The sequence below is a fragment of the Niveispirillum cyanobacteriorum genome, from assembly GCF_002868735.1.
In the GTDB taxonomy this organism is placed as follows: Bacteria; Pseudomonadota; Alphaproteobacteria; order Azospirillales; family Azospirillaceae; genus Niveispirillum; species Niveispirillum cyanobacteriorum.
This window is the reverse complement of record NZ_CP025612.1, coordinates 305,487-317,666: the sequence shown is the minus strand read 5'-3', so window position 1 is coordinate 317,666 and position 12,180 is coordinate 305,487. Positions and strand designations below refer to the sequence as shown.

Below are 12,180 nucleotides of genomic sequence, written 5' to 3'. Positions count from 1 at the left end.
AGGTTCGGGAATGGACAAGATCAAACCTGTTCGGGCGATGCTGCGTGTGCTGGACGTTCTGCAGGTCCTGAACAGCCGCAATGGCGTGACGGTAACGGACGTGGCCAACGCCATCGATCTGCCCCGCACCACCGCCTACCGCGTGCTGGAAACGCTCTGTTCCGCCGGCTACGCCGTGCGAGACGGATCGGACGACCGCTATCGCCTGACCGTGCTGGTGCGCGGCCTGTCCGATGGCTATGACGACGAGGCCTGGATCGGCGAGGTGGCGCAGCCGCTGCTGGGCGAACTGGGCCGCAAGCTGGTCTGGCCCGTGTCGATCAGCACGAACCAAGGCAATGGCATGCTGGTCCGGCATACGACCGATAAGCACAGCCCCCTGGCCCTTGAACGCTATAATGCCGGTGTACGCCTGCCGCTGCTGAACAGCGCATCGGGCCGCACCTACCTGGCCTTCAGCCCCGCGCCGCAGCGGGCAGCCCTGTTGGATATCGCGCTGGGGTCCGGGGCGGAGATGGACGGTGCGGGCCGGCAGCGTGACATGATCGAGAAGATGCTGGGCAGCATCCGCAAGGCCGGATACGCCATCAGCATTCGTCAATATCGGGGCGAGTCCACTGCCGCGGTTCCGCTTTATGCGGGGTCGGCCTTGCTGGGCTGTGTCGGTATGCGCTTCATGGACAAGGCCGTGACGGAGGCCGTCTTTGCCAGCCGCTACCTGCCCGACCTGAAAGAGGCCGCGCGTGAGATCGGCGAGGCCTATCTGGACTGGAAGGCCGGCAGCCCGCAGGAACCGATGGAACAGATGCCTACCCGCCGCTGGGACTGGACCCTGGAACGCCGCGTCGAGCATTGATTGTTGGGGTGTACAAACACCCCAACACATTCAGAGTATGGGGCAGCCCGCCTCTGAATGCACCGCTCCGTGCAACAACATGAAACAGAAAAACGTGGGCTGTTTCATGGTTCATGGCCTTTCGACTTCGAAAGCCGAAGGCTCCGAATTGCGGCGGTCATAAGTCTGACGATGGTGGTTCGCAGAATAGCAGAGAAGAGTTGGGAAGTCAGCAATAGTGCCGCTGACTTCCCATCCTTGAAGCATCAGCCTTTGGACACAACCGTTGCCGGCGCGCCCTTCAACTGATCCGCACCGGCCCAGATGCGACCGCCGATGGCGGTGCCAATAGCGACAACCGCTGGCACCACCTCCACCCGGTCATAAAGCCCGCTGCGGAAATAGGGATCGCCGATCATCAGCGCGTCCACGTCGGCACGGTTGGCGGCCTTCAACAGGAACATGGAACCGAGATAGCCCTTGCCATCATCGGTCCGCATCGGCCCAGCGCTGACATAGCGGGTCCAGTTGGCCTCCATATGGCCCAGATGCCCTTCCATGTGTTCATCGCGCAGGGCCAGGGCCTTGGCGCTGTCGGCGATGTCATAGGCCAAAACCAGGAAGGTCGGGCTGTCGATACGCGGGACGGTGGGGGGAACAACGTTCATCTTTACAGCCTCACAGATCCAGAACCATCTTGCCGAAATTGCCGCCATCCATCAGGCGGATCAGGGCATCGGGAGCAGCTTCCAGGCCGGCCACGCGTTCCTCGCGCACGATCACCTGACCGTCGCGGACCAGCGGGGCCACACGGCGGCGGAAATTCGGCAGATCCGCCCAATGGTCATAGACGACCAAGCCTTCAACGGTGGCGCGGAACTTGATGATCGGAACCAGATTGGGACCGGGTAGTGGGGCCGGGGCCTTGTACTGTTCCATCATGCCGACCAGAACGATGCGGGCGCCCACGGCCAGTTGGCCAAGCACGCCCTCCAGAATGCGCCCGCCGACGCCGTCATAATAGCAATCGATGCTATCGGGGCAGGCCGCCGCCAAGTTCGCGACCCAATCCGCATCGCGATGGTCGATGCAGGCGTCAAAGCCCAAGGTCTCCACCGCGAAGGCGCATTTCTCCGGCCCGCCGGCGATGCCCACGACCCGGGCGCCCATGCGCTTGGCCAACTGGCCCGCCGTTGCGCCGACCGGACCGGTGGCAGCGGACACCACGAACGTGTCACCCGGAATGGGCTTCAGCATCTTGACCGTGCCAGCCCATGCGGTCAGGCCGGGCATGCCCAGCACACCCAGCAGGGACGTGTATGAGACACCGTCCGGCAGCGTGATCTTCTGCGCGGCCAGGCTAAGCGGGCCTTGGGCCACAGCGGCCGGCGCGATGTCGGCGACGGTGAATTGCTGCCAGCCGGCGCGGCAGATCACCCGGTCGCCCACCGCCAGACCGTCACCCCGGCTTTCAATAACAGTACCCACCGCCTCGCCGGGAATCACACCGCCCACGGGCACGCCGCCGGACATGTGGCGACCACGAAGGGTACTGGCGATGTACGGGTCCAGCGATACGTGGTCGACCCGGATCAGCACCTGACCAGGGCCGGGCGACGGTATCGCTGCCTCTTCCAGGCGGAAATCATCGGGCACGGGTGACGAGCCGGCGGGCCGGGCCAGAACGATGCGTTTGTTCATCGAAGGGTCCTTGAGTGAGGGACGCAAGAAGGCGCTTGTAATTGATATAATGATATATCAATAATTCCTGCAAGCCCCATCCCAACCCCTTTCCAGGTGGAGGAACCCCCATGGCCACGCGCATCATCGCCCTGTTCAACCTGAAACCCGGCATCGACCGCGCAGCCTATGAGGAATGGGCCCGCACCGTGGACCTTCCCACCGTCAATGCATTGCCGTCGATTACGGAGTTCGCGGTGTTCCGCTCTGTGGTCACGCTGGGCAGCGAGGCCCCCCCGCCCTACCAGTATATTGAGATCATCGACATCGCCGACATGGACCAATTCGGCAAGGACATCGCCGCCGAGGCCATGCAGAAGATCGCGGCGCAGTTCCAGGATATGGCAGACGTCACCTTCATCGTGACCGACAAGCTGGGCTGACGGGGGCGGACATGGCGGACACAAAACGTTTCGCGGGCAAGGTCGCGGTCGTCACCGGCTCGGGCCGGCGCAAGGGGCTGGGCGAGGCCATCGCCCGCCGTCTGGCCGCCGAGGGTGCCTCCGTCGTGCTGTCCGATATCGGCAAATCCGCCGATGCGGCCACGCCCGACAGCATGATCGGCGGTCTGTCGGAGATGCAGGCCCTGGCGGCGGATATTGCCGCTGATACGGGTTCGCGGGTGGAGACCTTCACCTGTGATGTGCGCAATCTGGCGCAGATGCGCGCCATGGCGGCCTTTGCCGTGGAGAATCTGGGTAGCCTGGATTTCTGGGTCAACAATGCCGGTATCGGCTACATCATGAAGCCGCTTCTGGATCTGGAAGCGGCCGAATGGCAAGCCGTGATCGACGTCAACCTGACCGGCTGCTTCAACGGCATCAAGGCGGCGGCGGAAGTGATGGTCCCAACCGGCAAGGGGGGGCGTATCGTCAATATCGCCAGCCAGGCCGCCAAGTCCGGCTTCCCCTTCGCCGCCGGCTATTGCGCGTCAAAGCATGGTCTGGTCGGGCTGGTCCGGTCCACGGCGATTGAGCTGGGGTCGCACGGCATCACCGTCAACAATGTCTGCCCCAACCATGTGACCACCGGCCTGGGCGCCTGGCAGAACGAGTATTTCAGCCAGAAGCTGGGCCTGTCGCTGGAGCACTATCTCCAGGCCATGAAGAACCGCATCCCGATGGGTCGCCCCGGTCTGCCCGACGATACGGCGGGTGCGGTTGCGTTCCTGTGTTCCGACGATGCCCGTTACATCACCGCCGAAAGCATGAATGTGTCCGGCGGCGAGGAACCGCATTGACGATCCCGCCCGTTAAATCTTCCTGTTCTGATGCGTGAGGATGAAATGCCTGCACCCACCGATTTCACCTGGCCCAACGGGTCGAAGCTGGCCCTGTCGATCGTCGTGAATGTCGAGGAAGGGGCAGAGCATAATATCCGGGACGGGGACAAGGGTCCTGAACCGGTGGATGAGTTGTCGGTGCATGTGGCCAAGCCCATCCGCATCCATGGCAATGAAAGCAATTACCAGTACGGCATCAAGGCCGGTGCACCCCGCGTCGTGCGCTTGCTGAAGGAATATGGGGTGGAGGCGACCTTCACCGCCGCCTCCGTCGCCCTTGAACGCGCACCGGATCTGGCGGCGGAGATTGTGGCGCAGGGGCATGAGATTTGCTGCCACGGCCATCGCTGGACGCATCAATACTGGATGAAGGAAGACCGGGAACGGCAATTCATCCGTGATGGCTGGCAATCCATCGAAAGGACGACGGGCAAGCGCCCCGTCGGCTGGCTGTCGCGCTACCTGCATACGGACGCCACCCGCCGCATCCTGGCGGAAGAGGGCTATTCCTATCACATGGATGATTATTCGGACGATTTCCCCTTCTGGGATCATGTCCCGCTGTCCGACGGCACGACCAAACCCATGGTCATCATGCCCTATGCCATCGACAGCAACGATATGAAGTTCTGGTTGGCCCCGGCCCTGACGCCCCGCGACTGGCAGCAATATGCCATCGACAGCTTCGACTGGCTGTATCGGGAGGCACAAACCGAAGGGGCCAGGATGATGAGCCTCGGCCTGCATCTGCGCATCATTGGCCGTCCGGGGCGCATCGGCGCCTTTCAGGGCTTCCTGGATCATGTGAAGCGCCATTCCGATGTCTGGGTGACCAGCCGCGCCAACATCGCGGCGGCCTTTGCCGCAGCGGTACCGCCGACGGCTGGCTGATCCTATCCACCGCGTGGACAGTCGACGCAGGAGGCGGGGCGCCGGGGGCCGGGGCCATGGATGATCGGTTGTGCGGCCTGAAGCCCGACCGACCGATCAACCGTTTCCCCGGAGACCCCGCCCATGCGCGCACGAATGGTGCTGTCCACGCTTTCTCTGCTGCTGACCGTTTCCGCATCGGCCGGAGAACCGGTGAAGGCGGAGGTGGGCAGCGGATGGAGCCAGGAGGATAAGCTGCCCAAGCTGCCGGTCCCCTTCCCCGGCGGCGTTGTGGCCCTGCCCGACCTGACCTATGCGACGATCCCCGGCTATCGTCCGCTGAAGCTGGATATCTACCGCAAGGAAGGTGCGAAGGACCGCCCGCTGCTGGTCTATATCCATGGCGGCGGCTGGGCCATGGGCAATTCGCGCGGTCTGGCGGCCTTTGCCGATTTCCCCGCCGTGCTGGCCGATCTGGCGGCTCGCGGCTATGCCGTGGCTGCGGTGAATTACCGGCTGAAATCGGAAGCCACCTTCCCGGCGCAAAGCCAGGATGTGGATGCCGCCGTCCGCTGGCTGCGCGCCAATGCCGCCACCTATGGCATTGATCCAACCCGCGTGGGCGTGTTCGGCGACAGTGCCGGCGGTCATCTGGCGGCCATGGCGGCGGTCGATTGCGACCGGTCCGCGCCCGTGGAAAAGGGCGATTGCGTGCAGGCCGCCGTGCCCTGGTACGGCATCTATGACTTCACCGTCACCGACAAGCCGCGCCCGCCGGCGGATTTCAAGCCGATCTATGATTTCCTGGGCTGCAAAGATGCCGCCGACTGTGTGGACGAGATCAAGGCCGTCGGCCCCATCAACTATGTCGACGCCAAAACCCCGCCCTTCCTGCTGCTGCATGGCGAACTGGACGCCGCGGTGCCGGTGATCCAGGCGCAGGTCATGCTGGACAAGCTCAAATCCGTAGGCGCATCGGCGCGCATGGTGGTCTATCCCGGCGTCAACCATGGCTGGATGGCGAAGGACCGGGAGTTGATGCGCAGCACGCATGTGAAGGCGCTGCAGGACACGCTCGACTTCTTCAACGCCGTGCTGAAGCCCTGATTTCATCCTCCTGGTGGTCAAACCGCAGGATGGTTGGTTGACAGGGGACGTGTCGGCCCAAATATGTCCGGACATATTAACCGAGGAACCTGACCATGGCAGAGCGGTCATTGTTGTTCGTGCCGGGCGCGCGGGCCGACCGGTTCGCAAAGGCGCTGGGCGCCGGGGCGGACATCACCTGCATTGATCTGGAAGATTCCGTCCCGCCGGAGGGCAAGGATGCGGCGCGCGCCGCCGCAATCGCCTTCATCGCGGAACAGGGAAGCCCGGATCACCTTTGGCTGCGCCTCAATCCGGTGCGCAGTGTGGCGGGTCTGGCCGACCTTCTGGCCGTGCTGTCGATGCAGAGAGCGCCGGCGGCCCTGATGCTGCCCAAGCTGACGGACCCCGCCGACCTGACGCTGGTGGATGAGGTGCTGGGCAGCCAGGCGGTAGGGCTGGTGCCCCTGATCGAGACGGCAGCGGGCCTTCGCAATGCTGCTGCCATCGCCACTGCCAGGCGGGTGCACGCGCTGTTGTTCGGGGCGGTGGATTTGTCGGCGGAACTGGGCTGTGCGCTGGAATGGGAACCGCTGCTGCATGCGCGTTCCGCCCTGGTCGCGGCCGCAGCGGAGGGTGGGGTCGGCCTGTTCGACGTGCCCTCCATCGATGTGACGGATACAGAGGGTTTGCGCAGCTCCACCGCGCGGGCGAAGGCGTTGGGCTTCACGGGCCGGGCCTGCATCCATCCCATCCAGGTGGCGGTAGTGAACGAGGTTTTCACGCCCATAGCGGCGGAGATCGCCCGCGCCCACCGCGTGGTGGACGCCTTTGAACAAGCCGGCGGTGGCGTGGCCCTGCTGGATGGCAAGTTGATCGAGATACCCGTGGTGCGGGCAGCGCGGCGCGTGCTGGCCGCCGCCGCCGGATGAGATAAGGACCCAGGAACATGGTGCAGAACTGGAAAGAAGTCGGCCCGAACCGCTATCGCGAGACGTTTGGCCGCTATTTCGAGGATTTTAACGTCGGCGATGTCTATGAGCATCGCCCCGGCAAGACCGTCACCGAATATGACAACCACCTGTTCACGCTGCTGACGCTGAACACGCATCCGATGCATTTCGATACGGAGTTCGCCAAGGCATCGGAGTTCAAGCAGAACCTGGTGGTCAGCCCCTATACACTAGCCCTGCTGATCGGCATGAGCGTGACCGACGTGTCGCAGAAGGCCATCGCCAATCTGGGCATGGATGAGGTGAAATTCAGCGCGCCCGTGTTCCATGGCGACACACTGTATGGCGAGAGCGAAGTTCTGGCCAAGCGCGCGTCGGAAAAGCGGCCCAACCAGGGCATCGTTACCATCCGCACCATCGGCAAGAACCAGAACGGCGTCACCGTCTGTTCGTTCAAGCGCAACATGCTGATCCCCTTCCGTGGCCATGCCGTGGAAGACCGGGTCGAAAATTACTGATCGAACGCGGGAGCCGACCGATATGAGCACGCCCCACCCCGGCATCCACGCCGATGATGAAGCCGCCATCCTGGACAGCATCGAACGCTGGCTGGCCCGCGAGGTTCGCCCCGTGGCGGAAAAGCTGGAACATGACGACATCTACCCGACCCAACTGGTCGAGCAGATGAAGGAACTGGGCCTGTTCGGCGCCACCATCAGCCCGGAATTTGGCGGGCTGGGGCTGCCCGCCTCCACCTATACCCGCATCGTCAGCCTGATCGCCGAAACCTGGATGTCGCTGACCGGCATCTTCAACAGCCATATCATGATGGCCACGGTCGTGGAGAAGTTCGGGACCCAGGCCCAGAAGGAATATTGGCTGCCCAAGTTCTGTGCCGGCGAAATCCGGGGCGGTCTGGGCCTGACGGAGGCCGATGCCGGTACCGACCTGCAGGCCATCCGCACCCGTGCCATCCGCACCGATCGCGGCACCTATATAATCAACGGCACCAAGACCTGGATTTCCAACGGGATCGAGGGCGGGGCCGTGGCCCTGCTGGTCAAGACCGACCCCGACGCGCAGCCGCGCCACAAGGGCATGACGATGCTGATCGCGCCCAAGGTCGACCCCGACAATGGCCAGCGCTACCAAGGCTTCCGCACCGGCAAGAAGCTGGAGAAGATGGGCTATAAGGGCATCGACAGTGCCGAGCTGATCTTCGAGGATTATGAACTGGATGCGGAGCGGCATCTGGTGGGCGGGGTTGAGGGCAAGGGCTTCCTGATGGCGGTCGGCGGTCTGGAACTGGGTCGCATCAATGTCGCCGCCCGTGCCGTGGGCATCGCGCGGCGCGCGCTGAAGGAAAGCGTGGCCTATGCCCAGACACGGCGGACGTTTGGCAAGCCTATCGGGGAGCATCAGGCCATCCAGCTGAAGCTGGGTGAGATGGCGACCAAGGTGCGCGCCGCCGAACTGCTGGTCCAGGACGCCGCCGCCGCCTACGACCGGGGCGACCGCTGCGACATGGAAGCCGGGATGGCCAAGTATTTCGCGTCAGAGACGGGCGTTGAGGTCACGCTGGAGGCCATGCGCATCTTCGGGGGTTACGGCTATTCCAAGGAATATCCGATAGAACGCCTGTACCGTGACGCGCCGCTGATGTGCATCGGCGAGGGTACCAACGAGATGCAGCGCATCATCATCGCCAAGCAGATGATCGCCCGCAATCCGGTGTGAGGAAACCTCCCATGACCCGCCCCCTTTCCGGCATCCGCGTCATCGCGGTGGAGCAATATGGCGCCGGGCCTTATGGAAGCATGCTGCTGGCCGATCTGGGTGCCACGGTGATCAAGGTGGAGAATGCTGCCACAGGCGGGGATGTCTCCCGTTCCACGGGCCCGCATTTTCTGGGCAAGGATGACAGCCAGTTCTTCCAGACCTTTTCCAAGGGCAAGCAGTCGGCCAGTATCGACCTGAAGACCCCGGAAGGACGCGCTGCCTTTAACGATCTGCTGAAGGGGGCGGACGCCCTGATCAACAATCTGCGCGGGGATCAGCCCAAAAAGCTGGGCCTGACCTATGATGCGGTGAAGGATATCAACCGACGTCTGGTGTGCGCACACCTGTCGGCCTATGGGCGGAGCAACAGCCGCGAGACCTGGCCCGGCTATGATTACCTGATGCAGGCCGAGGCCGGGTTCATGGGCCTGTCGGGCGAGCCAGATGCGCCGCCGACACGGCTGGGCGTGTCCATGGTCGATTTCATGACGGGCAGTATGATGGCGTTCGGGACCGTGTCGGCCATCCTGGGTGCGAAAGCCACCGGTGTCGGCTGCGACGTGGATGTGGCGCTGTTCGACACGGCGCTGCACCAGCTCTCATACCCCGCCACATGGTATCTGAATGCTGGCGATCAGGTGACGCGCCTGCCGCGCGGGGCGCATCCGTCCATCGCGCCCAGCCAGTCCTTCAAGACCAAGGATGGCTGGGCCATGTTGATGTGCCAGACGCCCAAATTCTGGGAGGAATTCTGCCGCCGCACGGGCAGAGCTGACCTTCTGGACCGGGCGGAATTCAAGGATATCCCTGCCCGCCGCGCGAACCGGCAGCTTCTGTCCGATACGCTGGATGAGGTGCTGTCCACCAAGACCACGGCGGAATGGCTGACGATCCTGGGCGGGCATGTGCCGTTCGCCCCCATCACCAACCTGGATCAGGCGCTGGACAATCCGTTCGTGGCGGAGATCGGGATGGTGGAGGATGTGGATCACCCCGACGCCAAGGGCGGCACACTGCGCCTGCTGTCCGCCCCCATCCGCATCAATGGTGAACGGCCCAAGGGCCGCCGCGCGCCCAAGCTGGGGGAGATGACCGAATGAAGCTGGACGGGATCAAGGTTCTGGACCTGTCGGCCTTCCTGCCGGGTCCGCACATGACCATGATGATGGCCGACCATGGCGCCGACGTGATCATGGTCGAACCGGCCAATGGTACCGGCGAGCCGACGCGGGAGATCGGGCAGAAAACGAAGGATGGCATCACAGTCTGGTTCCGCAATATCGGGCGCGGCAAGCGGTCGGTGGCCCTGAACCTGAAGGACCCGGCCGACCATGCCATCTTCATGGAGCTGGCCGCTGAGGCCGATGTGGTGGTGGAGGCATTCCGCCCCGGCGTGGTGAAGCGCCTGGGCGTCGATTACGATGCCGTGCGCGCCATCAATCCGGGCGTGGTCTATTGCTCCATCTCCGCCTTCGGGCAGACAGGCAAATACGCGCACAAGCCGGCCCATGACATGACGGTGCAGGCGCTGGCCGGTCTAGTGGACCTGAACCGGGGTCTGACGGACGAAAAGCCGGCCAGCCCCAACATGCCCGTCGCCGACATGGCGGCCAGCCTGATGGCCCTGTCCGGGGTGCTGATGGCGCTGCTGCGCCGGACGACGACGGGCAAGGGCGATTATGTCGACCTGTCCATGTTCGATGCCGCTTTCGCCTGGACACCCAACGTCACCGGCCCGGTCTTTGCCGAAGATCGCCACCCGCCGGTCAAGGAGATGCGCAGCTTCGGTGGATCGGCCATGTACCATATCTACGAAACGGCCGACGCGCGTTTCCTTGTACTGGGCGGGTCGGAGATCAAGTTTGCCGAAAACCTATTGACGGCACTGGGCCGCCCCGACCTGCTGCCCTTTGCCAAGATGCCGCCGGGACCGGCGCAGGAACCGCTGCGCGCCTTCTTCAGGGACACATTTGCTACGCGCAGCCTGCCCGAATGGCAGGAGTTCCTGCGCGGGGTGGATTGCTGCTGGGCGCCTGTGCGCAGCCTGAAGGATGCGTTCGACGACCCATACGTGGCCGAACGCGGCATGGTGCTGACCGACGCCGACGGCTATCGCCATATCGGTGTGCCGATCCGGTTCACCGACGAACCGGCGCAGCCGCGTTTCGAACTGCCCCTTTTCGGGAACAAGTCGGCACGGTGGCAGCGGGCGTTGCCAGCCGCCTGAAGTTGGCTAGGAGCTTGTCATATCGCCCGGACCGGAGGGCCTTTAGATGCCGGTCAGAGCGATGAAACCCAGTGCAAAGACAGCCAGCAACGCCGTCTGCCCCACCAGGGCAGCCACCGGGCGCGGGCCTAAGGCCGCCATATCCCGCAGGCTGGTCTTCATGCCCAGCGCCGCGACGGCCACGACCAGACAGCCACGCGACAATTCACCCATCACCCCAAGCACCGCCGCCGGCAGCAGACCCAGGCTGTTGACGGCCACCAGCGCCATGAAGCCCAGCAGGAACAGCGGAATGGTGGGCAGGCTAGCCTTCTTCGCCCCGTCCACCGCGCGGTCGCGGAAGATCCAGGCCACAGCCATCACCACCGGCACCAGACAGGCCACCCGCATCAGCTTGACGATGGCCGCCACCTCCGCCGTGTGATCGGAAACCAGGTAGCCTGCACCCACCACCTGCGCCACATCATGGATGGTCGTGCCGAAAAACAGGCCTGCCTGTACCTCCCCCAAGCCCAGAAGGCGGGCCACCAGCGGATAGGCCAGCATGGCGATGGTGGACAGGGCGGTGACGCCGACCACCACCAGCAATGTGGGCTTTTCCGCCTGATGGCGGGCCGGCAGGGCAGCAGAAATGGCCAGGGCGGCGGACGCGCCGCAAATGGCGACAGAGCCGGCGGACAACAGCGCATGTGCCGGCGGCAGCTTCAACATCCGGCCAATGACATAGCCACCCGTCAGGGTCACCAGCAGACCGGACACGGCAAGGGCGACGGCACCCCAGCCCAGGCCCAGCATGTCAGCCAACGTGACCTTGGCCCCCAGTAATGCCACGCCAAGTCGCAGGATCGGTTTGGTTGCGATGGTGATGCCGGGGGTGCAGCGGGCGTCTGCCGCCAGGAAATTCAGCCCCATGCCAAAGACCAGGGCGTAAAGCATAACCGGCCCGCCCTGCCACGCCGACATATGGGCCGCCGCCAGCGCCACGATGGCGGACAGCAGCAAACCCGGCAGCACATCCCGTCCCCGCTGGACCAGCGGATGGCGCGTCTGCTGGCTGGTCCAGGGGGCGAAGGTCATCGGGCCAGCGTCCCGGGCGCCATCATGGTGCGGCGGTCGCGATGGGAGACCATGCGTTCATGCAGGCGGCGGATCGTGTTGCTGCCCGTCTTCACGAACAGGAAGGGAAAGAACCCGTGCAGGATGCAGGCGATTGACGCGAACAGCATCGTAAAGCCGAAGGAAAAGGCCTGCCCCATATGGGCCAGATAGCTTTCACCGACAGAGGCCGGATGGTCTGTGAACAGGCGGTGCAGCATGGCTTTCCTCCAGGTGCCGGAAACAAGGAAAGCCTATCACCAGCTTCGGGTGATTTTTGTCTAAACTCTGTGGTATCCTGTGATCTATTTCG

Annotated in this window: 14 protein-coding genes; 10 read left to right on the top strand and 4 right to left on the bottom strand. The window is 63.9% G+C overall.

Annotation, left to right across the window (positions count from 1 at the left end):
• Positions 1-10: 10 nt before the first annotated feature.
• Positions 11-856: a helix-turn-helix domain-containing protein gene (locus tag C0V82_RS17335; RefSeq protein ID WP_102113715.1), complete on the top strand. Its 846-nt coding sequence runs from the start codon at positions 11-13 to the stop codon at positions 854-856.
• A 245-nt stretch (positions 857-1,101) separates the two neighbouring features.
• Here C0V82_RS17335 and C0V82_RS17330 read toward each other — a convergent pair whose 3' ends face one another.
• Together C0V82_RS17330 and C0V82_RS17325 are read right to left on the bottom strand one after the other, a co-directional pair.
• The gene (locus C0V82_RS17330) at positions 1,102-1,503 is read right to left on the bottom strand and encodes a YciI family protein (protein WP_158660010.1); all 402 of its coding nucleotides are present in this window, start codon (positions 1,501-1,503) and stop codon (positions 1,102-1,104) included.
• A 10-nt stretch (positions 1,504-1,513) separates the two neighbouring features.
• Positions 1,514-2,536: an NADP-dependent oxidoreductase gene (locus tag C0V82_RS17325; protein WP_102113713.1), complete on the bottom strand. Its 1,023-nt coding sequence runs from the start codon at positions 2,534-2,536 to the stop codon at positions 1,514-1,516.
• A 110-nt stretch (positions 2,537-2,646) separates the two neighbouring features.
• Between C0V82_RS17325 and C0V82_RS17320 the strand changes: the two genes are divergently transcribed.
• The 9 genes from C0V82_RS17320 to C0V82_RS17280 all read left to right on the top strand — a co-directional run bounded on the left by C0V82_RS17320 (position 2,647) and on the right by C0V82_RS17280 (position 10,772).
• The gene (locus C0V82_RS17320) at positions 2,647-2,958 is read left to right on the top strand and encodes an REDY-like protein HapK (protein ID WP_102113712.1); all 312 of its coding nucleotides are present in this window, start codon (positions 2,647-2,649) and stop codon (positions 2,956-2,958) included.
• 11 nt (positions 2,959-2,969) lie between these two features.
• Positions 2,970-3,815: an SDR family NAD(P)-dependent oxidoreductase gene (locus C0V82_RS17315; protein WP_102113711.1), complete on the top strand. Its 846-nt coding sequence runs from the start codon at positions 2,970-2,972 to the stop codon at positions 3,813-3,815.
• Positions 3,816-3,860: 45 nt separating this feature from the next.
• Complete coding sequence (locus C0V82_RS17310) at positions 3,861-4,748, top strand: polysaccharide deacetylase family protein (RefSeq protein WP_102114367.1); 888 nt, start codon at positions 3,861-3,863, stop codon at positions 4,746-4,748.
• Positions 4,749-4,871: 123 nt separating this feature from the next.
• Positions 4,872-5,834 carry an alpha/beta hydrolase gene (locus C0V82_RS17305; RefSeq protein ID WP_102113710.1) on the top strand — a complete coding sequence of 321 codons (963 nt, stop codon included), beginning with the start codon at positions 4,872-4,874 and terminating at the stop codon, positions 5,832-5,834.
• Between the two features lie 95 nt (positions 5,835-5,929).
• Entirely contained in the window at positions 5,930-6,745 is an 816-nt protein-coding gene (locus C0V82_RS17300) for an HpcH/HpaI aldolase/citrate lyase family protein (protein ID WP_102113709.1), read from the top strand.
• A gap of 17 nt (positions 6,746-6,762) precedes the next feature.
• Positions 6,763-7,284: a MaoC family dehydratase gene (locus C0V82_RS17295; protein WP_102113708.1), complete on the top strand. Its 522-nt coding sequence runs from the start codon at positions 6,763-6,765 to the stop codon at positions 7,282-7,284.
• 22 nt (positions 7,285-7,306) lie between these two features.
• Complete coding sequence (locus C0V82_RS17290) at positions 7,307-8,503, top strand: acyl-CoA dehydrogenase family protein (RefSeq protein ID WP_102113707.1); 1,197 nt, start codon at positions 7,307-7,309, stop codon at positions 8,501-8,503.
• Between the two features lie 11 nt (positions 8,504-8,514).
• The gene (locus C0V82_RS17285) at positions 8,515-9,645 is read left to right on the top strand and encodes a CaiB/BaiF CoA transferase family protein (RefSeq protein ID WP_102113706.1); all 1,131 of its coding nucleotides are present in this window, start codon (positions 8,515-8,517) and stop codon (positions 9,643-9,645) included.
• Complete coding sequence (locus C0V82_RS17280) at positions 9,642-10,772, top strand: CaiB/BaiF CoA transferase family protein (protein WP_102113705.1); 1,131 nt, start codon at positions 9,642-9,644, stop codon at positions 10,770-10,772. Before C0V82_RS17285 ends, C0V82_RS17280 begins: the two co-directional genes overlap by 4 nt.
• A gap of 42 nt (positions 10,773-10,814) precedes the next feature.
• On the opposite strand, the gene C0V82_RS17275 is transcribed toward C0V82_RS17280, so the two are convergent.
• Positions 10,815-11,849 (bottom strand): YeiH family protein, encoded by a 1,035-nt coding sequence (locus C0V82_RS17275; protein ID WP_102113704.1) that lies wholly within the window; start codon positions 11,847-11,849, stop codon positions 10,815-10,817.
• A complete protein-coding gene (locus C0V82_RS17270; RefSeq protein WP_102113703.1) occupies positions 11,846-12,088 on the bottom strand; it encodes a DUF6356 family protein in 243 nt (80 codons plus the stop codon). The genes C0V82_RS17275 and C0V82_RS17270 overlap by 4 nt, the downstream gene beginning before the upstream one ends.
• Positions 12,089-12,180: the final 92 nt, after the last annotated feature.

Bases quoted from the DNA above. Each gene is read 5' to 3' on its own strand.
- C0V82_RS17315 (WP_102113711.1), top strand. From the start codon at position 2,970: ATGGCGGACACAAAACGTTTCGCGGGCAAGGTCGCGGTCGTCACCGGC.
- C0V82_RS17280 (WP_102113705.1), top strand. From the start codon at position 9,642: ATGAAGCTGGACGGGATCAAGGTTCTGGACCTGTCGGCCTTCCTGCCG.
- C0V82_RS17290 (WP_102113707.1), top strand. From the start codon at position 7,307: ATGAGCACGCCCCACCCCGGCATCCACGCCGATGATGAAGCCGCCATC.
- C0V82_RS17335 (WP_102113715.1), top strand. From the start codon at position 11: ATGGACAAGATCAAACCTGTTCGGGCGATGCTGCGTGTGCTGGACGTT.
- C0V82_RS17285 (WP_102113706.1), top strand. From the start codon at position 8,515: ATGACCCGCCCCCTTTCCGGCATCCGCGTCATCGCGGTGGAGCAATAT.
- C0V82_RS17300 (WP_102113709.1), top strand. From the start codon at position 5,930: ATGGCAGAGCGGTCATTGTTGTTCGTGCCGGGCGCGCGGGCCGACCGG.
- C0V82_RS17325 (WP_102113713.1), bottom strand. From the start codon at position 2,536: ATGAACAAACGCATCGTTCTGGCCCGGCCCGCCGGCTCGTCACCCGTG.
- C0V82_RS17270 (WP_102113703.1), bottom strand. From the start codon at position 12,088: ATGCTGCACCGCCTGTTCACAGACCATCCGGCCTCTGTCGGTGAAAGC.
- C0V82_RS17310 (WP_102114367.1), top strand. From the start codon at position 3,861: ATGCCTGCACCCACCGATTTCACCTGGCCCAACGGGTCGAAGCTGGCC.
- C0V82_RS17275 (WP_102113704.1), bottom strand. From the start codon at position 11,849: ATGACCTTCGCCCCCTGGACCAGCCAGCAGACGCGCCATCCGCTGGTC.
- C0V82_RS17305 (WP_102113710.1), top strand. From the start codon at position 4,872: ATGCGCGCACGAATGGTGCTGTCCACGCTTTCTCTGCTGCTGACCGTT.
- C0V82_RS17330 (WP_158660010.1), bottom strand. From the start codon at position 1,503: ATGAACGTTGTTCCCCCCACCGTCCCGCGTATCGACAGCCCGACCTTC.
- C0V82_RS17320 (WP_102113712.1), top strand. From the start codon at position 2,647: ATGGCCACGCGCATCATCGCCCTGTTCAACCTGAAACCCGGCATCGAC.
- C0V82_RS17295 (WP_102113708.1), top strand. From the start codon at position 6,763: ATGGTGCAGAACTGGAAAGAAGTCGGCCCGAACCGCTATCGCGAGACG.